General features: G+C 41.7%; 21 protein-coding genes. 10 read left to right on the forward strand and 11 right to left on the reverse strand.

The window, feature by feature from the left end; translation table 11 throughout:
• Window positions 1-11: 11 nt before the first annotated feature.
• Window positions 12-527: a 50S ribosomal protein L9 gene (rplI, locus tag DABAL43B_RS09040; protein WP_079692064.1), complete on the forward strand. Its 516-nt coding sequence runs from the start codon at window positions 12-14 to the stop codon at window positions 525-527.
• 322 nt (window positions 528-849) lie between these two features.
• The gene (locus tag DABAL43B_RS09045; protein ID WP_079692065.1) at window positions 850-1,074 is read left to right on the forward strand and encodes a hypothetical protein; all 225 of its coding nucleotides are present in this window, start codon (window positions 850-852) and stop codon (window positions 1,072-1,074) included.
• Window positions 1,075-1,093: 19 nt separating this feature from the next.
• Here the strand turns inward: DABAL43B_RS09045 and DABAL43B_RS09050 are convergent, their stop codons facing one another.
• Window positions 1,094-1,393 (reverse strand): histidine phosphatase family protein, encoded by a 300-nt coding sequence (locus DABAL43B_RS09050; RefSeq protein WP_079692066.1) that lies wholly within the window; start codon window positions 1,391-1,393, stop codon window positions 1,094-1,096.
• A 122-nt stretch (window positions 1,394-1,515) separates the two neighbouring features.
• On the opposite strand from DABAL43B_RS09050, the gene DABAL43B_RS09055 reads away from it, so the two are divergent.
• From DABAL43B_RS09055 to DABAL43B_RS09065, 3 genes are all read left to right on the forward strand, one after another.
• Window positions 1,516-1,710, forward strand: coding sequence for a hypothetical protein (locus DABAL43B_RS09055; RefSeq protein WP_264753815.1), 195 nt, complete (start codon window positions 1,516-1,518; stop codon window positions 1,708-1,710).
• A 72-nt stretch (window positions 1,711-1,782) separates the two neighbouring features.
• Window positions 1,783-2,919, forward strand: a complete 1,137-nt coding sequence (locus DABAL43B_RS09060) for a glycerate kinase (RefSeq protein ID WP_079692067.1) — start codon at window positions 1,783-1,785, stop codon at window positions 2,917-2,919.
• A gap of 177 nt (window positions 2,920-3,096) precedes the next feature.
• On the forward strand, window positions 3,097-3,933 hold the full coding sequence (locus DABAL43B_RS09065; protein WP_079692068.1) for an enoyl-CoA hydratase: 837 nt from the start codon (window positions 3,097-3,099) through the stop codon (window positions 3,931-3,933).
• 129 nt (window positions 3,934-4,062) lie between these two features.
• Here DABAL43B_RS09065 and DABAL43B_RS09070 read toward each other — a convergent pair whose 3' ends face one another.
• The 3 genes from DABAL43B_RS09070 to DABAL43B_RS09080 form a co-directional block, all read right to left on the reverse strand.
• Complete coding sequence (locus DABAL43B_RS09070; protein WP_079692069.1) at window positions 4,063-4,494, reverse strand: Replicative DNA helicase; 432 nt, start codon at window positions 4,492-4,494, stop codon at window positions 4,063-4,065.
• Between the two features lie 249 nt (window positions 4,495-4,743).
• Window positions 4,744-5,082, reverse strand: coding sequence for a RidA family protein (locus tag DABAL43B_RS09075; RefSeq protein ID WP_079692070.1), 339 nt, complete (start codon window positions 5,080-5,082; stop codon window positions 4,744-4,746).
• Window positions 5,083-5,102: 20 nt separating this feature from the next.
• Window positions 5,103-6,350 (reverse strand): NAD(P)/FAD-dependent oxidoreductase, encoded by a 1,248-nt coding sequence (locus tag DABAL43B_RS09080; protein WP_079692071.1) that lies wholly within the window; start codon window positions 6,348-6,350, stop codon window positions 5,103-5,105.
• Window positions 6,351-6,759: 409 nt separating this feature from the next.
• Between DABAL43B_RS09080 and DABAL43B_RS09085 the strand changes: the two genes are divergently transcribed.
• The gene (locus tag DABAL43B_RS09085; protein WP_079692072.1) at window positions 6,760-11,391 is read left to right on the forward strand and encodes an AAA domain-containing protein; all 4,632 of its coding nucleotides are present in this window, start codon (window positions 6,760-6,762) and stop codon (window positions 11,389-11,391) included.
• A gap of 116 nt (window positions 11,392-11,507) precedes the next feature.
• On the opposite strand, the gene DABAL43B_RS09090 is transcribed toward DABAL43B_RS09085, so the two are convergent.
• Both DABAL43B_RS09090 and DABAL43B_RS09095 read right to left on the reverse strand, forming a co-directional pair.
• Window positions 11,508-12,464, reverse strand: coding sequence for a WG repeat-containing protein (locus DABAL43B_RS09090; protein WP_145952526.1), 957 nt, complete (start codon window positions 12,462-12,464; stop codon window positions 11,508-11,510).
• Between the two features lie 45 nt (window positions 12,465-12,509).
• A complete protein-coding gene (locus DABAL43B_RS09095; protein WP_079692074.1) occupies window positions 12,510-14,684 on the reverse strand; it encodes an ATP-dependent helicase in 2,175 nt (724 codons plus the stop codon).
• A gap of 206 nt (window positions 14,685-14,890) precedes the next feature.
• Here DABAL43B_RS09095 and DABAL43B_RS09100 point away from each other — a divergent pair.
• The 4 genes from DABAL43B_RS09100 (at window position 14,891) to DABAL43B_RS09115 (ending at window position 19,376) form a co-directional block, all read left to right on the forward strand.
• Window positions 14,891-15,642, forward strand: a protein-coding gene (locus DABAL43B_RS09100; RefSeq protein WP_197684655.1) for an IS5 family transposase whose coding sequence is annotated in 2 segments (ribosomal slippage) — window positions 14,891-15,119 and window positions 15,119-15,642 — 753 coding nt in all. Because the reading frame shifts where the segments join, the coding sequence is not laid out codon by codon here.
• A 237-nt stretch (window positions 15,643-15,879) separates the two neighbouring features.
• Window positions 15,880-16,971 (forward strand): redox-regulated ATPase YchF, encoded by a 1,092-nt coding sequence (gene ychF / locus DABAL43B_RS09105; protein WP_079692075.1) that lies wholly within the window; start codon window positions 15,880-15,882, stop codon window positions 16,969-16,971.
• Window positions 16,972-17,203: 232 nt separating this feature from the next.
• Window positions 17,204-18,613, forward strand: coding sequence for a deoxyguanosinetriphosphate triphosphohydrolase (locus DABAL43B_RS09110; protein WP_079692076.1), 1,410 nt, complete (start codon window positions 17,204-17,206; stop codon window positions 18,611-18,613).
• A gap of 82 nt (window positions 18,614-18,695) precedes the next feature.
• Entirely contained in the window at window positions 18,696-19,376 is a 681-nt protein-coding gene (locus DABAL43B_RS09115) for a TetR family transcriptional regulator (protein WP_079692077.1), read from the forward strand.
• Between the two features lie 76 nt (window positions 19,377-19,452).
• Here the strand turns inward: DABAL43B_RS09115 and gspK are convergent, their stop codons facing one another.
• The 5 genes from gspK to DABAL43B_RS09140 all read right to left on the reverse strand — a co-directional run bounded on the left by gspK (window position 19,453) and on the right by DABAL43B_RS09140 (window position 23,498).
• Entirely contained in the window at window positions 19,453-20,541 is a 1,089-nt protein-coding gene (gene gspK / locus DABAL43B_RS09120; protein ID WP_079692078.1) for a type II secretion system minor pseudopilin GspK, read from the reverse strand.
• A 33-nt stretch (window positions 20,542-20,574) separates the two neighbouring features.
• The gene (gene gspJ / locus DABAL43B_RS09125) at window positions 20,575-21,474 is read right to left on the reverse strand and encodes a type II secretion system minor pseudopilin GspJ (RefSeq protein WP_079692079.1); all 900 of its coding nucleotides are present in this window, start codon (window positions 21,472-21,474) and stop codon (window positions 20,575-20,577) included.
• On the reverse strand, window positions 21,471-21,950 hold the full coding sequence (gspI, locus tag DABAL43B_RS09130) for a type II secretion system minor pseudopilin GspI (RefSeq protein ID WP_079692080.1): 480 nt from the start codon (window positions 21,948-21,950) through the stop codon (window positions 21,471-21,473). The genes gspJ and gspI overlap by 4 nt, the downstream gene beginning before the upstream one ends.
• A gap of 3 nt (window positions 21,951-21,953) precedes the next feature.
• The gene (locus DABAL43B_RS09135) at window positions 21,954-22,637 is read right to left on the reverse strand and encodes a prepilin-type N-terminal cleavage/methylation domain-containing protein (protein WP_079692081.1); all 684 of its coding nucleotides are present in this window, start codon (window positions 22,635-22,637) and stop codon (window positions 21,954-21,956) included.
• Window positions 22,638-22,814: 177 nt separating this feature from the next.
• Window positions 22,815-23,498: a TetR/AcrR family transcriptional regulator gene (locus DABAL43B_RS09140; RefSeq protein ID WP_079692082.1), complete on the reverse strand. Its 684-nt coding sequence runs from the start codon at window positions 23,496-23,498 to the stop codon at window positions 22,815-22,817.
• Between the last annotated feature and the right edge of the window lie 165 nt (window positions 23,499-23,663).

Consider the following 23,663-nt stretch of genomic DNA (forward strand, 5'->3'; position numbering starts at 1 on the left):
AGGAATGACTCATGCAAATTATTTTGTTACAGCGTATCGTCAACCTTGGTAAACTCGGTGAAACTGTCGATGTGAAACCAGGTTACGGACGTAACTTTCTTATCCCTTTGGGTAAAGCACTACCTGCTAACGCAGCTAACATTGAAAAATTCGAAGCACGTCGTGCTGAACTTGAAGCTGAAGAAGCTAAAGAAGTAAGCGTTGCTCAAGAACGTGCTGATGCATTAACTGACGTTAATGTTATTATGCGCGCTAAATCAGGTGACGAAGGCAAGCTATTCGGCTCTATCGGTACTCGCGATATCGCTGAAGCATTGACTAACTCAGGTCTAGAAGTTGACCGTGCTGAAATCAAGCTTCCTGAAGGCACTTTACGTCAAGTTGGCGAATATAATGTTGATATTCAACTACATCATGACGTTACCGCTACTATCCTAGTTACCATTCTTTCTGAAGATGGCGACAAAGAAGAGCAAGCTGTAGAAGAAGATGTAGCAGACGAAAACGAAGACTATTCTGAAGAGTAATTTTTAGAATATCTGAGTTCAGTCTATATAAAAAGCCAGTAACGTCATGTTGCTGGCTTTTTTGTATTAGCAGCTATATTCGCACTCACAAGATGAGCTTGAATACCTACTTTAAGATAGGTGGCTGAGACTGCTTACTTCCGCTAGATTTTTACCTCAATTGTTCACCGCAATCTATAATAATAAATTTTAGCAATAACAAGTAACACATCACCCATACGACTGATACTTAATAATAAAATACTACCCATAAAATCGTCTTTAATACGATCCGCTGAATTGATATTCTGTCTATACTTAGCCACAGATATGACAGGATAATATGATAAATACCGGTGATAAATTAAAATGTATTCAAGGTAATGATGTGTACTTAGAAGGTGAAGTTTATACTGTCGGTAGAATCGTCAATAATAAGTATTTCCAGATATTGACTAGCAGTAACGATGACCATTGGTATGCTACATTAGATAATGAAGGTATATATGTCAGCTTTGACTCTAATACAGCACAAGACAATAAAGCTCGATTTGATAAGCTAGCTTAAAGATAAGCTATCTTGGGGGCTATCTCTTTGGCTGAAAATCTGGTCGACTACATAATTGATAATTTACAGAACGCGGCCATTCAGCCGCTAACTTTGATATATACTGGCTAGCGGCAATCATTTTGGCCGCGTTACTCCAGCATACATGACCAACGACTAATATTGGCGTCCTGTCTCTCTCACAAGATCGTTCAATGCTTCTCGCATACAACCACTCTTCAACACGTTCAAATAATTGCTGCAAACTCTCGCCATTGTTTGGCGCAAAGTGAGCAAAATTATTGCACCAATCATCAATGTGTTTTTTCGCAATTTGCACCCAAAGCCGACCATCCTAATGTTGATACATACAAAACAAAAACCACATACTCTGATAGTATGTGGTTTTTGCCACCGCAAAGTTAAGATGGCATCTTTTTAAGTTTTAACATTGTCAGCTTTTTGGTAACACTATTTTATCAAGTACCACTTAATACCATCGCTAAGGCGATCTCTAATGGTTTTGATTACTTTAATAGTATCTTAGGTTATATTGGTCTAGTGATTATATTTGATACGATTATCAGCCTAATCTTTGAAAAAACGGGTGCCGCTATTGTGATAGCAATACAAGCATCGTCTTTATCTGGTTATTGACCTTGGTATTTATATAACGCCTTAGTTAAGTTATTAAAAAATAGATTCAAAGAGATATTTAAAGAGAAAGCCATGAAGATTTTAATCGCCCCCGACTCGTTTAAAGAAAGCTTAGAGGCATTGGATGTTTGCCACGCTATCCAAGCTGGGTTCAGTCAAGTATTTCCTGACTCTGATTATAAGCTACTGCCTATGGCAGATGGTGGCGAAGGTACCTCTGCGGTGTTGTCCTATGTATTGGGTGGTCGCTGGAAAGAAGTGCGTGTCCATGACCCCTTGATGCGACCCACTAGCGCAAAATATTTATTATTGCCTGATGAGACCGCTGTCATCGAAATCGCCCAAGCGTGCGGCTTACATCTATTGACTGTGGCAGAGCGCAATCCTGTCATTGCCAGCAGCTATGGCGTCGGTGAGCTGATTGCAGATGCTCTAGAGGAAGGCGTCAAGCGTATTATTATCGGTCTCGGTGGTAGTGCCACCAATGACGCGGGATTTGGTATGCTAACGGCACTTGGTATCAGGTTTCATGATAGTGATGATAATACGTTAGATCAAGGCGGCGGTGCGCTTGCTAAATTACAGCGATTAGATGCGACAAGCTTTCATGCCAGTGTGCTAGAGACAGTATTTGAGGTCGCTTGTGATGTAACTAACCCTTTATGTGGAGAGTTGGGTGCCAGCGCTATCTTTGGCCCTCAAAAAGGCGCTAGCTCGCAGCAAGTTAATGATTTGGATAAAGCATTAAGTCACTTTGCAACTATATGCGAGCAGCATGGCTATCAGAATTATCAAGAGATAGCGGGAGCAGGCGCAGCAGGTGGACTTGGCTATGCGTTAATGACCTTTTGCAACGCCCAGTTGAAGTCAGGCTTTGATACTGTTGCTGAGGTTGCTAACTTATCGCAGCACGTTGTTAATGCGGATCTTGTTATCACTGGCGAAGGTAAACTTGACGCGCAAACCGCCATGGGCAAGGTGGCTGGCGGCATTAGCCAGCTTGCCAAAGCCAGGCATACTCCAGTCATTGCTATTTGCGGCAGCGTTGATGGGCTAACACCTGCTCAGACCAGCCAGTTCGATGTCATTATGCCCAGTATCCAAAAAATAGATACCATCGATAACGTCTTTAAAAACGCTTATCGCAATATTGAAACCACCGCTACCAATATTGCTGCGGCAATAAGATTGGGTCAAAGCATGAGATAAAGAGCAGTCCTTTGAAGCTTTTGTTAACTGTCAGCAAATCTAGCTCACTCCTAGCTATTCATTGTAATTTTATAGTCATTTTTGGGTTTCATTAAAGCATGCTATCATTCAGATGACTATTGATAGCATCTCTTAGAGATGATTTTATAATTAACCTCTTTTTATCAAGGAAGATAAATGACAGAATTTAACCCAGATAAAACCGTACTCACTTCAACGGTAGACATCAACGAGCCTTTGGTTATTAGAGAAAATAATAAAGACTTAAGCAGCGTCGTTACCCTCACACTAAACCGCCCAAAACAATTCAACGCCCTATCCGTTGAGTTGCTTTCTGCGATGCAAACTGAGCTGGACAGCATTGCCCAAGATAATAATATTCAAGTTGTAATCATTGCAGCAAATGGTAAGGCGTTTTGTGCTGGTCATAACCTAAAAGAGATGCGCGCCAATGCAGATGAGGCTTTCCAGCGCGCACTATTCCAGCAATGCAGTCAAATGATGCTAACCATCAATCAGATGCCGCAAGTGGTTATCGCAAAAGTGCAAGGCATCGCTACCGCTGCTGGTTGTCAACTGGTGGCAGCCTGTGATTTAGCAGTTGCCTCTGATGACGCTAAGTTTGCCACTTCTGGCATAAATGTTGGGCTGTTTTGCTCCACGCCTGCTGTCGCTGTCAGTCGCAATTTATCTCGTAAACAAGCGTTTGAGATGCTGATTACCGGTGAATTTATCGATGCATATACTGCATTGCAGCAAGGATTGATTAATCGTGTGGCACCCGCTGAGCAATTAGATGCGACCCTTCAATCTTTGATAGATGCTATTACTGCCAAATCTTCGGTCGCTGTTAGAACAGGGAAAAATATGTTTTATAAGCAGTTAGATATGGAATTAGCAGATGCTTATGAATATGCTAGCGAGGTAATGACCTGCAATATGATGGCGGATGATGTAAGTGAAGGCATTGACGCCTTTATCGAAAAGCGCCATGCGGTATGGACAGGACGTTAAAGGTTATATCACCATACTAAAGCTACAAAACTAAAGTCACAAAAAGATGCCTTTAGTATGGTATTTAAGCCAATACAGTCCTTATCAATCATAAAAATAATTAGAAGGACGAACGGTAAGGTCTGATATTTACTCGGGTACTTCGGGCACTAAGGTAGCAAGCAGTTCATTTATCTCAACTTTGAATTCTCTATCTTCAATTTTATTGGCGCTTATTTTGGCGTTTTGTAGACTCTTGATAGCTGCATCAGTTTGACCCAATTCAAGTTGTAGTTCAGCCATAGAAAATGCAATCGATGACAGATGGTCTTTTGAATTAATCGCAGCGGCTTTGTCTAAGGCTTTTTGATAGATAACCAGCGCTTCTTCTAAATCTTCAGTGAAATCAGCCAATGTCTCCCATTGTTCAGGGTGATCTTTATCGCTCTTCTCATTTTCAATGCAAAGATCTTTTAGCTGCGCATAAAGCGAATCAAATGTCTTTTGATCGTTTTTACTGTCAGCTTCTAATAGGTTTTCTGCTAACACATAAATCGATTTATATATTTTGGTATTAATCATAATTTGTCACCCTTTTTTATTGCTCGTTAAATAACGATATCGTCAGTCCAAATAAAGCAAACACAGCTGTGAATATATTTCCTTAGCAAAAACGCCCCTCTTCTAAGACTCGGAGGCGTTTATACCATTAGAACTGCATTTTTTTAAATTATATTGATTATAAACTAATTAACATGAATAGCTTACAGAAAAGGGCGTGATATCGATATCACACCCTTTTACCTTTATTCAAATATCAAATTAAGCAAGTTATTCAGCAGCTATTACTGTGATTTCTACCAGTAATTCAGGACGCGCCAATGCAGATTCACCGCAAGCGCGGGCTGGTGGTTGTACGCCTTCAAACCACTTATCCCAAACTTCATTCATCGCGGCAAAATCAGACATACTTTTCACCCATACTGTCGCTGACAGCAGCTTTGATCTATCACTGCCTACTTCTTGTAGTAAGCTTTCGATTTTTTCTAGGCAAGTTAGAGTTTGGGCTTTGATGTCATCCTCAGCGTTGCCAACTTGACCAGATAGATAAATGGTCTGGTTATGAACAACAATTTTACTCATACGCTGACTACTATGGAGCTTTTGCATAGATTATTCCCTTTAAACAATTAGCTAGAAAAACGTTGAGCGCTAAATGGCTCGACATCGACCAATAGAGGCTTATCATGAATCATCTCTTCAACGAGACGACCTGTCATAGGCCCTAAAGTGAAGCCTTGGTGGCTGTGACCAAATGCGAACCACAAATTATCGTGAGCAACCGCAGGACCAATGACCGGCTTCATATCAGGCATACAAGGACGTGATCCTGCCCATGCCTCACTCTCAACGGCATCTTCTAGTGGCAATATTTTTCGAGCAAGCTTTAGTACCGTTTTCAATTGTCCAAAGTTCTTTGGCGCATCCATCGTGGTCATCTCAGCACCCGTCGTAATACGAATACCTTGCTGCATTGGCCCCATTACAAAGCCTTTATCCATATCGAACATGCTGTGATTGATGGTATTTTTTTCGGTCACTTTAAAGTGCTGATGATAGCCGCGCATCGGGAACAATGGCAGATTATAACCCAGTGGTTTGATCAAATCATTAGACCAAGGCCCAGCTGCGATGACCAATTTATCACTATAGTAGGTCTCGTTATTAGTGATAACCTTCCAACTGCCCTCTTCTTGGACAATTTCTTTTACACTGCTTTCTTTAATAGTCCCTTCCATCTCTTGGAAGTTTTTCGCATAGGCTTTTACTAGCGAGCTTGGGTTCGAGACCTGCCAAGAGTTAAGCCAGTGGATTGCCCCAACGAAACCTTCAAAATTGGCGCTAGGCTCCATTGCTTTTAACTCTTCCACCGTCAGTACGTTATGCTCGACACCTTGATTGCGAGCGTCGATAGCCAATTCAACTGCTTCTTTAAGCGTCTCTTCAGAGCGATGTAGCTGCAACCAACCATCACGAGTAATCAGCTCGTCAGCACCAGAAGCGGTAATCATGGTTTGGTGCTCACTGGTGCAATGCTCAATCAGCGTCTGCCACTCGGCTTCTATTTTTTTGACTGAAGCTGGCGTAGAGTATTTCCAATACTGCAAAAGCGCTTGATGATAACGAAGAATCGCTGGGATTCGATAACGAATATCGGTACCCTGGTTCGGCAATACCCGTATCATTTCAGTCAGCTGGCGCGGAAACGGATGCGTATGAATCGCCTCGCGTTGAATCAATCCCGCGTTGCCGTATGAAGTCTCCGAACCCGGTAGTTTCTTATCTAAAAGTAAAACTTGAGCATTGTTTTTTTGTAGATGCCAAGCAACTGATGTGCCAACCATCCCTGCACCGATAACGATAACTTCATAGCGCATAACATGTCCTTTTTTAAGGTCTTAATACAGAGTGTCTAATAAAATGCATATAACGACTAAGGTGGTAATAGTAACGCATTGAGCCCAACATTAAACCCTTATCTCATAATTATTTTTGTCATTAAACACTTTTAGTTATGTGTTTTTCTAAGAGGTATTTTTGATAGGAATAGTGAGAGAAATTAGCTGAAATAGAGTCATATATTTAATAACTCATCAATCATCGATACTAAGAATAGCGATAGTCAGCGCTCATTTTTTAAAAACTAGATGCGACTTATTACTATTAATTTCTGTGCTATAGTTTGGTATTTGTTTTTAGTTTATGATTTAAGCACCTTATAAATAACACCTAAGAGATATCAGTGATTTCAGGGCTAATTTTTTGATGATTTGGAAGAGTTAATAGATGAGTATTTACGTAAAAAGACTGGCCTCTCAGATTGAATTCATTAAGCAGTGCGCTTTGATGAAAAAGACTCCTACTCAAGACTTCGTTAAACACAACGATTTCAATTGTACTGAGGAGCAAGTGATAGGTTTGCCAGGTATTAGTCTCAATGTCACAGACGACACCTCCGAGGATGTTTGGCTTCGTTTAGAGCGCTTACGTGAAAACTCTGCCCCACAACCTAGCAGCGCGCTATTAGCAAGCTGGTTGGATATGCCAACAAAGTTCAGCGACCAACCTTTATTGAAAATAAGAATAAAAGCACACCAATTAGCAGATAATGGCCTTAGAGATTATGAGGAAGCATTTACCCCATTTGAGGTTAAGGATGAGCAACTAGCTTTAGAAGATGACTCATTAACCACAGAAATTTATCTAAAAGATTTTTCTGATAGAGATATGCTGCAAAATGAGTTTAAAAGTTATATCGACAATATCTGGAAACCTTGGCTGATAGAAGAAAAACTTGTACGCCAAAGTATTGCTTTATATGCAAAGCTATTTAAGCTCAATCAAATGCTGCAAGGCAATCTGGCTGACGAATCACTGGAGCTGGTTTGGGGTGTGGGTATTGCTGTACAAAAAAATACTGATAATAAACAAAACAGCGAGCAAATAAAGTATCCATTACTAACCCAGACTATCGAGATAGCATTAGATCAAAAAACAATGGCTTTACTCATAAAGCCTAGCCTAACGCCTCCCATCTTTGAAACCGAACCTTTTTCTATGGATGAGAATCAAGGTTTGGCTAAACTATTAGAAGTCTGTAAACAGTTTTATGAGTCAGAAGATGTTTTATTAAATCCTTTTTTGCCCAGTAGCTATGAGCCTATCTTAAAATCAGCGGTGACCTTGCTTGATTCTTCTGGCGTATATTGGCCAGAGCACACAAGTACTGATGCGCGAAAAATACCTAAGGCTCAGAATAACCTTATCGTCACTGATACATGGGTGATTATGGCACGCCCCAGAAGTAATAATATATTTTTGCAAGATTTAGCTAAGTTCGCGGTCACACTCGAAAACAGCGACGACATTCATTTACCAAGCGCTCTAACCGCCATCTTGACAGAACCTGCTACAGAAAATAGAGAGTTAATACTACCTGCTTACCGTGGTCTATCCATGGTGAATGGCAGTGATAACTATGTAGGCACGCCAGCAGAGTTGTATTTCCCCAAAGCATTCAATAATGAGCAGGTGCAAATCATACAACAACTAGATGTCCACGAGGGTGTGGTCGTTCAAGGCCCTCCTGGTACAGGCAAGACGCATACCATTGCCAATGTTATTTGTCATTACTTAGCACTGGGCAAGCGAGTTTTGGTCACCTCAATGAAAGACCCTGCTCTAAAAGTCTTGCAAGAGCAACTGCCTGAATCTATTCGACCACTAGCGGTTAGTCTATTGACCAGTGAAAATGAAGGGTTAAAGCAGTTTGAATATACCATTAAGAAAATATCGAGTGAAGTTTCTAGTATCAATCGCGAGGTCTACAAAAAAGAAATCGTCATGCTAGATAATCAAGTTGATACCGTTCATGCCCAGTTGGCCAGCACTGATAATAATATTACGGCTTGGGCACGGTTAAATCTTGATAATATCGTACTGGATAGCGAAACGATTAAACCAATAGACGCAGCAATTGAGGTTGCTCAAAACAGGCAGCTGATTGAAAGCTTCCCCGATACATTAGGCATAGAAGATACTTTTACACCTCGATTTACTCCTGCCGATATTACTGAGCTAAAAAAAGCAAGAATAACGCTCGGCATTGACTTGGATTATCTTAATAAAAAATTCCCTGCTGTTGCCGACACGCCGCCTATTAATACGATAAAGCAACTGCACCAAGATTTGATTTATACCAATGAATTAAAAAAAGCAGAACAGCAAGGTGAGATTCCAAGTTTAGTAGACGACAGTGCTAACACTATAAGCATTGCTCACGAAGCTGCTTCTAATACCTCCCATCTAATTGATCTTCTGCAAAAAACGGAAGCGGTTGGACAGGAATGGACAACTAATATTCAGCAGCACTTAGATGACCAGACGAAGCAAGATATCATCGCTCACCTAACTATACTTAACGATGAAATCAAAACGCTTTTTGATGAGAGAACCATTTATTTAACCAAACCCATCACGATGGCTGATGACTTGGATAAAAACCCAGAACTTGTTAGTGCGGTCAAAAATCTATCTGAAGGTAAGAAACCATTCGGTATAGCTGGGATTTTTGGTAAGTCAGCCGAAAAGAAAAACCTTGAAGCTATTATGATAGTCTCAACACCACCCGCAAGCGTAGAGGATTGGCAATATATATCGAGCTTTATAGCGTTTAGGAAAAAGTCACAAGAGCTTATTGTGAAATGGAATGCATTATCGAATGATCTATCTCTACCATTATTCGATGTATCACCTGATAACTTATCGAATTTAAATTCAGCCGTTTATTTATATGAAGACATTATTAATAGCAGAAACCTACAGCACAATATTAAACAAGCTCTAGACGCTATCTTCTTGGACTGGGATATTCTTTCTACCGCACCTTTCAATAAGGATGTTTTAGCTGAAATTAAAAACACCCTTGACCAACATTTAAAAAGACATAGTCTGGCGAAGAGCCTGACGCTAAAAGAGTCATTACTTAACGAGCTTACAGACTGTAATGGTGCCATTAGTGAAAAAATAATTACCTTTCTAAAGCAACAAGTCGGTAGTCAGATGTTGTCTGATACTGCATTACAGACAACGTGGGAAAATCTGCTAAATGAGCTACAGCGAGTGAGTAATCTTGCAACAGACTTAGAGACTGTCGCTGCCATCACAGAGATTATTGAAAAAAATGGCGCGCCGCTCTGGGCGGAACAATTGCGTTGTCAGCCTTGTGTTGAATCTGAAGATAAGTTGTTATCTGATAACTTATTGCCTGGTAATTGGCAGCAAATTTGGCGGCTTAATAGATTAAAGAGCTTTATAGACAGCATAGATGGTCGCAGAGAGTTGGTTGATCTAACCAAAACTCGTAGCCACTTAGAGTCAGATTTAGCAAGACTCTATCAAGAAGCTATCACCAAAAGAGCTTGGCTAAAAGTCGCAGAGAATGCGACGCCAAACGTTAGAGCTTCTTTAGAAAAATACCGCTCTGCTATTATGCGTATTGGTAAAGGAACAGGTAAAGGCGCCCATTATTATCGGCGTGAAGCGCGTGAAGCCTCTGCTGGCGCAAGCGCTGCCATCCCCTGTTGGATTATGCCGCATTATCGTATTTCTGAGTCCTTACCAGCAGAGTTCGGGAGCTTTGACTTAGTTATCATCGATGAAGCGTCTCAATCTGACTTGACCGCGCTACCAGCAATTATGAGAGCGAAAAAAGTTTTAATCGTGGGTGACGATAAGCAGGTTTCACCAGAAGGTGTTGGTCTCGATATCGAAAAAATTCGTAATCTCATGGCGCAATATTTGAGCAATCAAGTGCCTGTATATCGCTCACAAATGTCACCTGATCGCTCAATATATGACTTATTTAAAGTGGTGTTTGCTGATAGCACCGTCATGTTAAAAGAACATTTTCGTAGTGTTGCGCCTATTATCGAGTTCTCAAAACGTGAGTTTTATAATCACGAACTCATACCGTTACGTAAAGCAAAACTCTCAGAACGCCTAGATCCACCATTAATTGATGTGTATATCGCTGATGGCTATCGTAAAGCAGATATTAACCCTTCAGAAGTCAGATTTATTGTCGATGAAATCAAAACTCTTGTGTCTGATCCCACTTATAAAGGTAAAACCATCGGCGTCGTTTCGTTATTAGGTAATAAGCAAGCGCATAGTATTATGGAGTTACTCAATAAAGAATTGGATGAAGCGCTAATGACCGCATTTGATATTGCCTGCGGTGACGCTAGAACCTTTCAAGGTAAAGAGCGCGATATCATGTTTTTGTCACTGGTCGTTGCACCAGGTGCTGCCCATGCGCAAACGAGAGATACTTTCGCTCAGCGCATGAATGTTGCCGCATCAAGAGCGCGCGATAGAATGTACTTGGTACGTAGCATCGAGCTGGACGAGCTTAGCCAAGCTGATCATTATCGAGCAGAACTCATCAAACACTTTCAAGCGCCGTTTATGCAAGATGAAGAACTGGTCGCTGATTTGCGTGATAAGTGTGAGTCACCTTTTGAGACAGAAGTCTTTGATCTTCTCGTTGAGAGAGGTTATCGAGTCATGCCGCAAGTTAAAGCAGGTGCGTACCGAATCGATATGGTTGTCGAAGGTGAAGAGGACAATAGCTTAGCTATCGAATGTGATGGTGATAGATATCATGGGCCTGATAAATGGGACAGCGATATGCAACGTCAGCGTATTTTGGAGCGTGCTGGCTGGAAATTCTGGCGTTGCTTTGCCTCTACCTTTATAACCCATAAACAAGAAGTCATTCAAGATTTATTGGCAGAGCTGGAACATTTACAGATTTATCCAATCACTACCGACCAGTCTTACCGCAGCTCATACGTCGAGTCTAGAGTGGTCAATACCGTTGAAGAACCAATGGTTAATATAGAAGCTGATGCTTAGATATCTATCATTTATTAGATACTCAGCTCATAGCTATTATCATAATTGTCTTGAGAAAAATCCGTATTGTATCAAAACACGGTTTTTTCTGTTCTTAACTCCTTAAACTTAAATAATCACCATTCACTACAAGCCACTATTTTACCTAACTTATTAATACAGACAGACGTACCATCATTTTTCTCTTCTATCTGTGCCGTACCATTATTAAAATTGAAATACGTTGCGCCAAAAGAAGTAACACTCATCCTCTGTACTTTATCGTCCGAGAACTTGAAAGGAATAACAGTTCTATTGGCACCATCTATGAAGCCCCAACTCTTACCTTTGCGCACGCCAGCGAGCTGCTCACTAAAAGGTCTGATTTCATCATAAATGAAAGGAACAGCAACAGCTCCCGTCTTGGTAACAAACCCCCATTTATCATCTTTAATTACACCGAGCAGGCCTTCATGAAAACCATAGTGTCCACCCAAATGACCATCCAGACCGTCGTATTGCGGGGCAACAACTTCTTTACCGTTAGTGTCTATAAGACCCCATAATTCAGTATTAAAGTCATAAACAGGCGCCCTATCATTGCTGAAAGGATCAATCATGACGTAGTTATTTTCAAAACTGAGAATAACTTTATTGCTAGTATCGATTACACCATATGCACCATCTTTACCAACGACAATTTTACCTTGATAAACAGGGTTCGCCCAAACCTCATTGTATTTGTCATCAGGGCCGATTAAATTATCATAAATAGTAGGTACAACCAGTTTACCTTGCGCATTGATATAGCCGACTTTGTCGTTCTTTAAAACAGGCATAAAGCCATCACTATATAACCACGCCTGAACTTTATCAAAAGCTTTGAGACTGGCTGTTACTTTACCTTGTTTATTGAGTAGCGCTTGTGGACGATAATCGTCATCATAAGCAACAAATAACTGAGCATCATCAGTACATTGAATATTACTATAGTTACTCTTTGGCGGTATGCAATCCTCAGCAGCTAAAGCAGATAAACCACTGACTGAAGCAATAATTGGGACTAATAAAACTTTAGCTATTTGCTTATACAAAACCTGCTGCCTCCAAATATCATCGTTATGAATATGAAAAACCACTCACCACCACACTGGATCATCATTTTCATCTATAGCCTTTTTTCTGGTCTCGACCATTACCTTATCAGCAGGTAACTCAGCGATAAATCGTGATACTTTATCGAAATACCCTGAATAGCTTGAGAAGTAATCTGGCGCCGTTAAAAACAATCTATTCTTAGCGCGACTACAGGCCACATAAAACAGCTTACGCTCCTCTTCCAACTCTTCAAAATCACTTAGTGAGCGGTAATGCGGCGTCATACCATCGACCAATGAATTCACAAATACCACTGGCCATTCAAGCCCCTTGGCACTATGAATGGTAGAGATGGTTACCTTATCGTTACTTTCCTCTCCTTGCTCAGGATCGCCTGCGGTCGCCACTGAGTCATTAGGTGGATCAAGAGCCAAATTTTCTAAAAACTTATCAAGGCTATCATGCTCTGCTGCTAAGTTTTTGAGGACGCGAAAATCCTCACTACGCTCACGCCAATTGTCTTCATTAATTTTTAAAACTGGCATATAAAACTCAAGAACCAGCTCGATAATGGTTTCGACAGATTCTGCTTCACTGGCTTTGCTCAGCATTTTATACAACGGCTCAAGTTGGGTACTTTTTTTGGCAAAATTTGCCATCATCAACGGCTCAAAAGAGTTATTATCGGCATTGATTGCTTGAGTCAATCGCGTTGCAGTGACTGCCCCCACCCCTTTAAACAAGGTTAAGATACGATGCCATGCAATGGTATCGTTGGGGTTATAAAGTATTTTGACAAACGCCAAAACGTCTTTGATATGGCGTCTTTCAATAAACCGAATGCCGCCCACCACGATAAACGGAATATGACGTTCCATAAATTCGAGCTGGACGTAGTTGGATTGAAAAGACGTTCGACACAAGACGGCAAAGTCTTGATAATCGTAGTCGGACTTCAATTCTATAATTTTATCAGCGATATATCGTGCTTCCTTGGTTTCATCGCTTAAACGGCGAAATACAGGCTTTAATCCGTCGATGGATACCGCAGAGTACAACTGCTTTTGATAACCTAGCGTGATTTGTGCGGACAAAGCATTGATATAATCAAGCACAGCTGGGGTACTGCGATAATTTTGCTCAAGCTTAATGAGTTTCGCTTCGGGATAACTCTCTCCAAACAATAAGATATTTTCATAATTGGCACCGCGAAACGCATAAATACTTTGGTTGTCATCACCGACGACCATTAACGACACCGATGCAGGTGCACAAATGAGGTCAATCAACTCTTTTTGCGGGATATTGGTGTCCTGATATTCATCCACCATGATGTAACGATATTGCTTTTGTAGCAGCTGCCGAAAGGTGTCATTGCTCTTTAAATGACGTACTACTTGACTAATAATGTCATCAAAATCGTATAAATGATTGGCGCGCTTATACTGATGAAAATCAACCGCCAATTGCTCAATAATAGGAATGTGTACGGCAATATCAGGATAGCTACTTTCAATCAACTCACGGATATGAATACGCCGATTTCTGGAGGTTGAAAAGATATTTTGCAAGGTTTTTTTGCGCGGAAACGCTTGATTGGTTATTTTTATCGGATAATTTTTTTCTTTATGAATCAAATCGATAGCATCCTCACTATCGCCCGTATCTAAAATAGTAAAGCGCGGATTGATACCAAGCAGCCCTGAATATTGGCGCAATAACATGTTGCAAAAAGAATGAAATGTGCCGCTAGTGATATCGTTTAGCACTTTGCTATTTAGTTCGCTGTCACTCGCCCGTTTATTAAAAGAAACTGTATTTGCCAATAAGGTTTTGGCGCGACTTTTGATTTCATTGGCCGCCTTACGGGTAAAGGTCAGTAATAAAATCTCTTTAGGCGACACACCGTTTTCTATCAGATAGCTGGTTCTATACGTCAGAGTTTTGGTTTTACCGGAGCCTGCACCAGCAATGACCAACACCTTGCCCTCAATAGTTGTAGCGGCTAAGAGTTGGTTGGGGTTGAGCTCACTGGCATAATCAACTTGTAACCCTAAATGACTGGCAAGCCTTTGCCCTAACACCTCAGCATCAGCATCCATCAAATTGGCTTCGAGCTTCTTAATCGCCTGTTCAAGACGCGTAAGCTTTGGCTTCATCTCGATGAAATTTTGCGGATAATTATAATGGTGTGTAGCAAAAATTGTGGTGGTCATTATGAGCGATTGCCTTTGATATTGTTTGTAGCGCAGTTTATTATTAGCATACGGAATAAATGAGATAAACAGACGTTTAATCTGTACGCATGGGTCTAGATATCGGAATGAAATGTTATGCTGTTACTAGGGCGTGTCCCTAATCTGGAAAAGTAAGTTCAAAAGCCTTAAAATATAGAGACTATTTCAAACATGGCCCTCTACATATGGCAAGAACAGTGCTCACTGATAATACATGGGAACAACTCCAAAGTACCATGAAAGCTCATGGCTGTCATACTTGGAAAAACGACAGACAAGTCATGGAAGCCATACTGTGGAAACTTCGTACGGGCGCCCCGTGGCGTGATATACCGAGTGAGCTATGTCCATGGAAAACTGCCTACAATCGCTTTAATAGGTTGTCAAAAAAGGGGTTGTGGGAGCAATTTTTTTTGACCTACGAGCAAGTATTGATGAAGAGTGGGTATTCGCAGATGGAAGCTACATCCGCTGTCACCAGCATTCAAGCGGCGCCAGACGAGGAGAGCTTCGAGCTACCGGAAAGTCACGAGGTGGAACCACCACTAAGATTCATCTCGCCGTCGATTCGCATGGAAACCCGATTGATTTTAAAATCACTGGGGGTGATGTCCACGACAGCCAAGCGGTAGATGACATTATAGAGATGCTAACGGATGCGACCTACTTTATTGCTGATAAAGCTTATGATTCTGAAACCATTAGAACTAGGCTAAAGCAAGACAACATAAGCCCTGTCATCCCTAAAAGAAAAAACGCTAAGCAACCAGACCTAGCGTTTGATCACTATTTATATAAGCTACGACACTTGGTTGAAAACACATTTGCAAAGCTAAAACACTTTCGTAGTATTGCGACTCGCTACGAAAAACTGGCACGAAATTATAAATCTATGCTATATCTGGCTTGTACTATGATCCACTGCAAACTGAATTAGGGACACGCCCTAAACTATTGATGATAGCTAAACGGCTTTGATTATGATTTACAGATAGTAGCTTAGCATAATAATGAAAGCACTAAACGTGGTTGATAATGAGTGGTAAAAATCCAAATATCTAGCATAACAACCTCACCCATATTGGGTTAAATTTGCTACAATACGCCCAATTTTGATTTCACATTTCATTAAGTTTTAAGCTAATTGATTCTATTACTATATTGAGAGACTACTATGGGTTTTAATTGCGGCATCGTCGGCCTACCAAACGTGGGTAAATCCACCCTGTTTAACGCCTTGACCAAAGCGGGAATCGCCGCTGAAAACTTTCCATTTTGCACCAAAGATCCCAATACTGGCATCGTGCCTGTTCCAGATCTACGCCTCAAAAAACTGGCTGATATCGTCAATCCTGAGCGCGTATTACCAACGACGATGGAGTTTGTTGATATCGCAGGTTTGGTCGCTGGTGCGTCAAAAGGCGAAGGCATGGGCAACCAGTTTTTGGCCAATATCCGTGAGACCGATGCAATTGCTCACGTGGTGCGCTGCTTTGATGATGACAACGTCGTTCACGTCGATGGTCGCGTCAGCCCTATTGATGATATCGAAACCATTAATACTGAATTGGCATTGGCAGATTTAGAAGCGGTTGAGCGTGCTATTTTTAACTTAACTAAAAAAGCCAAAGGCGGCGATAAAGACGCACAAGCCATGCTTGATGTGTTCAAAAAAGTCGAACCATTATTAGCAGAAGGTCAAGCCGCACGCGCCGCCAATCTCGATGCTGATGAGAAAAAACTGATCAGAAGTTATGGTCTCATTACCCTTAAGCCTACCATGTATATCGCCAACGTCTCTGAGGATGGCTTTGAGAATAATCCCTATCTTGATGCAGTGCGTAACTATGCCACTGGTGAAGACTCTATCGTTATCGCGCTATGTAATCAAATTGAATCTGAGATTGCCCAGCTTGATGAAGATGATAAAAAAGACTTCTTGGCTGAGATGGATATGGAAGAAGCGGGTCTTGATCAAGTCATTCGCGGTGGTTATGATTTGCTTGATATGCAAACTTACTTTACCGCTGGCGTTAAAGAAGTACGCGCATGGACAGTAGCCGTAGGTGCAACAGCACCTCAGGCAGCTGGCGTGATTCATACAGATTTTGAGCGCGGCTTTATTCGTGCCGAAGTGATTGCTTATGACGACTTTATCGAACACAATGGCGAAAAAGGCGCTGCTGCTGCCGGTAAATCGCGCTTAGAAGGTAAAACCTATATCGTGCAAGATGGCGATGTGATGCATTTCCGTTTTAACGTCTAATTTTAAATACTTAAGTGCTGAAACAATTAGCTAGGTTAATGGCTTAATAGTTTTCCAGCTTAATTATTTACTTACACAGTCTTAGCATATCACTACTAAAAAGCCAGCCTCGATGCTGGCTTTTTTATGCGCTTGATTTTAGTATGGTAAGCACAAACCCTTTACCCATCCAAAATTTTTAAAAGAGCTTAAATCGTTTAAAATAATAATGACGAATAGTGGACTATGATTTATGAGTACTCAATTTGATAAACCAAGCAGTCCAGCTGAGCACTGGGCGCGACTATTTAGTGCGCAGCGTTTGGGCAGTCATAAAAAAGCCCCCGCTCAAGACAGCGCACGTTCCTCTTTCCATAAAGATTATGACAGACTGGTGTTTTCGCACTCCTTTCGTCAGCTGAATCAAAAAACCCAAGTACATCCACTGACCAATCAACTGGGCATTCATACACGCTTAACGCATTCACTTGAAGTCTCTTGTATCGGACGCTCTTTAGGCGTAATGGCAGCAGAAAAACTCCATGATAAATTAGAAGGTGGTTTACCTGACGGTGTCACGCCAGCTGATGTCGGTGTGATTGTCCAAGCGGCATGTCTTGCGCATGATATCGGCAATCCGCCTTTTGGTCATGCTGGAGAGTACGCCATCCGTGATTGGTTTATGCACTCTGAACGGCAAGCAGTTCTGAAAAATATGAGCAGCAATGAGCAATTAGACTTGCTGGCTTATGAGGGTAATGCCCAAGGATTTCGTATATTAACTCGTAATGAACACCACCCTGATTTGGGCGGTATGCGCTTAACTTGCGCCACTCTAGGGGCATTTATGAAATACCCTTGGCTGGCGACCCATAGCAACGAGATTCATCAAGCTAAACCTATTAGCAATGTACAAAAATTTGGCTGCTTTTATAGTGAAGCCGCGCAATTAGAAGAATTAGCAGCATGTTTAAGTCTACCACGCTCGCAGCAACACGATGGTTTTGCCCGTCATCCTCTCGCCTACTTATTGGAAGCCGCTGACGATATCTGCTACGCACTGATAGACTTGGAGGATGGTATCAATCTGAATATGCTCACCTACACTGAGGTGGCTGCTATCTTTTATGAGCTCATTGGCGAGCGTCCTAGCATTATCAGCTTGCCTGCGCATATGTCAGTCAGGCAACATCTGGCGTCACTACGTGCACGAGCGATGATGCGCTTAGTAAATGCGGTAACAGATGCCTTTGTGACTAATAGTGATGCGATGCTGGCGGGTACATTACAAGGCAGTTTATTTGCGCATTGTGATACGACCGTTCAAAGTGGTATTACCCAAGCCAAAGAATTGGCACGTGATAAAATCTTTAACCACCCAAGCAAAGTACGCATGGAGCTAATGGCCAATCAATGCCTGCATCGCTTGCTAGATGCTTTTATGCCACTGACTTGGACAAATCATCCTAGCGCGCCAATGTCGTTTGAGCAGCAGCGATTATTAATGTTGCTAAAACCACATCTTGATGAACATCACCGAATTTTATCGGCTGATATTTATCAAAATATGCTTAATGTCTTAGACTTTATAACCGGCATGAATGACCATGAAGCTTATCGATTAGCCCAAGAGCTGCAAGGACATTGGGGGACTGTTGTTTAAAAGCTACATTTAAGCGTATTTCATTCGTATTTTTGCAATGAAATGAGTATGATAGACATCTATCTGGTAATTTTGAAATATTATGAGCAGTCGCGAACAAAAAAAACTTCAAACTCGGCACGCTTTTTTTAATGCGGTGCTCGATTTATGTATGACAGGACAGTCTTTTAGCTCTATCAGCCTCAGACAGGTCACGCGTGAGGTTGGCGTAGTACCGACCGCATTTTATCGCCATTTTGATGATATGGAATCACTCGGTCGCGCCTTGGTCATCGAGGAGTTGGGCGGTACGCTAGCAACCTTAAGTGAGAGCCTACATATTGGGCGCAAACGCAGCTTCGAGCGTCAAATTGCTAAAAGCATTCAACTGTTTTTATATATGGTCAGTGAGCAGCCCTGCTACTGGCAGTTTTTAGTCAGTGAGCGCTATGGCGGCTCAGACGCTGTACGTAAAGCCATCAATGAGCTTATCAAAAAGCATGGTCAAAGCTTAGCAGAAGATTTGGCGCTCCAGCCTGCTTTTACCCATATTAATACCTATGACCGTAGGCTACTGGCTGAGGCTGGGGTTAATATGTTCTTTTCTTGGATTATTGATTGGCTAGAGCTGTCTTATACTGAAGACCATGACGATGAAGTTGATTTGGCTGAGATTGAAGATAAGAAGCAGCTCATGCTACACAATTGCACGCGCCAAGCACAGATGTTGTTTTATGGCGCTTATAATTGGAAGTCTACTGAAGAAACGCATTTAAGCGATTAAGACGATATTTCCGATTGGCGCTTACTAGCTTATGTTTAGACTTCTCTATGTAGCGTTTAAACTATAAGAATAAGCGTTAAAAAATTGGTCGAAATGCCCAAAGGCGCTGGGAAACCACTTTAACGTCTTTGGGCTTTTTATTGTCAGCACTTTTAGTATTTTTATCAGCATTGTTGGCGCTATCATTACTGCTATTGTTATTTTCCACCTCATCGTTGGCTGCAGTTTTGCTAATCATAATAGTTGCATAACGTTGCCTTGCTTGCCCAATATCTGCATTATCAGTGGCAGTGATAAGCGCCATAAAAGCTTGGCTATCAACCGCTAGCAATGGCGTTAGTGCTTTTCGTTGCTTTTCATCTAAAGCACTCAACATTGGCAATTGCCATATATCATCGATAGATTCGAATACTTGCTTTGCTCTTAGGTCGACGACGGTTTGCATCTGTTGGCTGGTTGCGCCGTCTATCAGAGCAGCAAGCAAGACTGGACTTGTTGTATTAATATTAATAGGTAAATAATACGGCACGACTGTGATATAAGGTCGTAGCGCCGCCAATACCTCAGCATTTACACCCTTCACATTTTGCAGCTGGTCAATATTGACCAATGATTGATTGGGTAAGTTTTTATCCGCTGAGTTATTGGACTGCTGAGCATAAACCGTACTTTCATCACCGCCATCAAGATACACTTCGCTGTCCGCATCTTGATAATCAAGGACGGCAATGGCAATGTCTGGCGCCAAATTTAATTGGGTTAAAAGCCTTTGGAATACTTCTAAGGCTACAGCATCAACGGCTCCATTATGATATAAATTATTGATATTAAAGCGACTGGCTTCGTCACGCATTTCAATGCCAATACTATGTAGACCCAACGTATAAAGAGGTATAGGCTGTGCCCAAATATCTTGCTCGCTATCGGTGTCATTCAGCTTAGCGTCAGCACGAATCATCGTAACGGCTAATTGCTGACCGGCATTGATATCTTGTAATAGCTGATTTTGATCAAACAGTAAACCGCTGCGTCTAATGGCAATTTTTTGGCTGGCAAGCATTGCTCCTGCGACCACCGTAATGCTTACCACTAATAACAAAATAGTGAGCAGCGCTACCCCGCGCTGAGAGTCGGCTTTCATTGGCATAACTGGCATGCTTGGCATAAATCGCCTCTATTATTGACCAAATGGCGCATTTTAAATCTTGTTCCCTGAATTATTATTGTCTACATTGTCATTGGCTGTATTATTATTGCTCGTGCCGTTACTACTATCATTATTGGTATCGTTATTGCCACTACTGCTGTTGTTATCGCTATCATTGCTATTACCGTTGCCGTTAGCATTATTAGGAGCACTATTTTTATTGGCACTGCTATTCGGTATTGGCTGAGGAGCAAGCGCCCATTGCCAAGTAATCGGCATATCTTGATAAGTAAAATTGATGGCAATACCTTTTGGTAATAGTACGATCTTAGGCTGAGCATTGGCTGAAGCTGCTCCTTGCCCAGATTGGGTATTGGCGCTGGTATTGTTACTGTCTTTATTAGGGAATTCTGTACTCATTTCTGGCAAATAGGCTTGCCAGCGCCCCGCTGTCACGCCTTCAAGCAAAATACTATCCAAACTGATGCTATCACTACCTCCGCCTATACTGGTATATTGACGGCGAATGAGGCGCTCATCAGCAAAAATATATTCGACGTGCTGCACACTAGGACTACTTTGATAACGGGGGTCAGGATCAGCAAAACGGACAAAGCTGATATGCTCACCATCCAAACTCATAAAAGGTTCAGGCACAGGCTGTGGCGCATTTTCTTGACTGCTACCATTCGCACTATTATTTGAATTATTGATATTTGAAGCATTGGCATTTTGAGTGCTTAATGCTTGATAAGGAATGATTTGCCCCATATCTTGTTGTAGCTGCAAATAAGCATATTGTAAAACGGCTAAATTATCCGCATGAAATTGCGCACGTTCTCGAGCACGATTAACGCTATCAAATACCTGCCAGCCTGCCACTGCTAACATCGCAAATATCGCCATGGCGACCATCAGCTCAAGTAAGGTAAATCCATGCTGCGATTTCACAGGCTACCTCCATTTGGGTTTGAGTCGGTCAAATCCAAACTACCAATATCTTGCTCAGCGTTACTTAGCATAATATTGATATCGGTCACTACCGTACGCGTCTGACCATCTATAATAGGAGCAACGGCGATATTCACCTCTTTTAATGCAGGGGTAATAGCATCAGAGACTGTCATCTTTACTAGCCAATCACGACCTTGGGCATTAATCGTTTGGGTGCGATTAGCAGTCAGCCACGTATCTTGAATCCGTAAATCAGCTGCAGCGTTTTGCGCAACAAAATGTGCAAGCGTGCGCGTCCGTAATATATCGACTGAGCTCAGATAAGCACTACTGGCACGGCTTGCAGCAACGGCAACGACCGCTAAAATCGCTAGAGCAACCATCACTTCAATCAGGGTAAATCCGTTTTCATACTTTGATAGAGTTGGCTTTCGGTTTATATAGGTAGGTTTGGCTTTCTCATTATTCATCATCAGTTATTGCCCTTGCCCTATCGACATACTGCCATCTGGCATAATCGTAATGACTTCACCCACCAAACGCGAATTATGGCGCACTTCAATGGTCACCGGCGCTGCTTGCCCTGTGCCAAACCATAATACTTGCGGTACCGTTTGATCTGTAAACCAAGGTTGCAGCGCTTGTGTTTGTCCTGTACTTGAGACGTTACCAGCATCTAGGCTTTGCACATTTAAGCTCACCCCAGCAGGCAATTCAGGCAAGGTAACTTCTGACTCAACCTCCCAGCTTGGCGTTGGTAATTTATCTTCAATCGCACTAGACATACTGGATAAATCAGCGGACAGCTCCATTGAGTTTTTAGGTGTACTGTCTCTACTAGAAGACGTGGAAGCGTCCGTTTGATAAGCAACATAAGGATTGGATAGAGTGACAATAACAGGGGTAACTTGACCTTGCTTATTCGCTTGTAGACTCAAACCCATTGGCTGCATACGTTCCGCCGACAACAGCCTAACGTAGCTCAATGAATCAGTCAGATGCTCATAAAAAGCGCGATTTTTACGCGATTCACTACTACCCACTGACAGGCTCATCATGCCAGCGAATATGGACAAAATAACCACTACTACTACGATTTCGACCAGTGTAAAACCAGCCTGCGTATGATGATGTGTTATTGGTGATGAGGGTTTTGACATACAGAGGTCATCTAGAATGGCGTCACTCTCTTAAAATGACGGTATATTTTGGGTGATATATAGAACGATAGATATGATTGACTGTGTTAAATAAAGGTTAATGTGCTGCCATATAGAATATAACAACACAGATTTTTATAAAATAGCTACTCACGGTTTTCAAGATATAGTAAAAACCTAATAATTGGCATTACGATGTTCTTCTGACTCGGTATCAATTTGCTCTACCAATTCCTGCATATCCTCATCCATTACCTCATCATCAGCGGCAGGATAATGGCTAGGCAGCTCTAACACTTGCTGGACAAAGGCATAGCGCAAAGTATCACGGCGTCCTAAGTAACGCTGATAAAAGCTTGAGTTCAATAGCCCAGCACCGCCCTGACCCATCGCCCAAATAGACGATAAATAATCACGCGTACTCAAACTGCTGTGCTCGTCCTTTAGATAAGCACTGATAATATCGATTAAACGCTTCATACGCTGACGGCGAATATCATAAAGCTCACCAAACAAGCGATTAAGACCCGTCACTGATGCGGCTAACCGCTCTTCGATTTGATTGAGTAGCATCGCTTTTTGTGGATTAAACAGTTGCTGAAAAATCATACGCGCGACACCTGCCGATGGGCAATCGTCAATGCGATTGATCTCAAACAGCTGTTCTTCGTAACGAATAATAATACGCAAATAAAGCTCATCTTTGCTAGAGAAATGCTTGTAAAGTGTGCCTTTAGCCAAATCAAGCTGATCTGCCAAGCTGTCTAAAGTGATATCACCATCGCCTGACTCAAGTAGCAATTGCTCTGCCATTGCTAAGATATTCTCTTCTCGTATCTTGAATTGATGCTGACGACTCATAATCTCTCCTAAAACTTGACAATATCATGCATATGACCACATTTTGCATTGGCGTATCGGTATCAAGAGTATGAAGTTATACAAAGGATGCGCGAAGACCACAATAGAGGAATATGCGTATGTTTGCTAAATAATCATTTATAATCATATGGTTACATTTAACAC

Origin of the sequence: Psychrobacter sp. DAB_AL43B, from assembly GCF_900168255.1 — a bacterium.
GTDB lineage: Bacteria > Pseudomonadota > Gammaproteobacteria > Pseudomonadales > Moraxellaceae > Psychrobacter.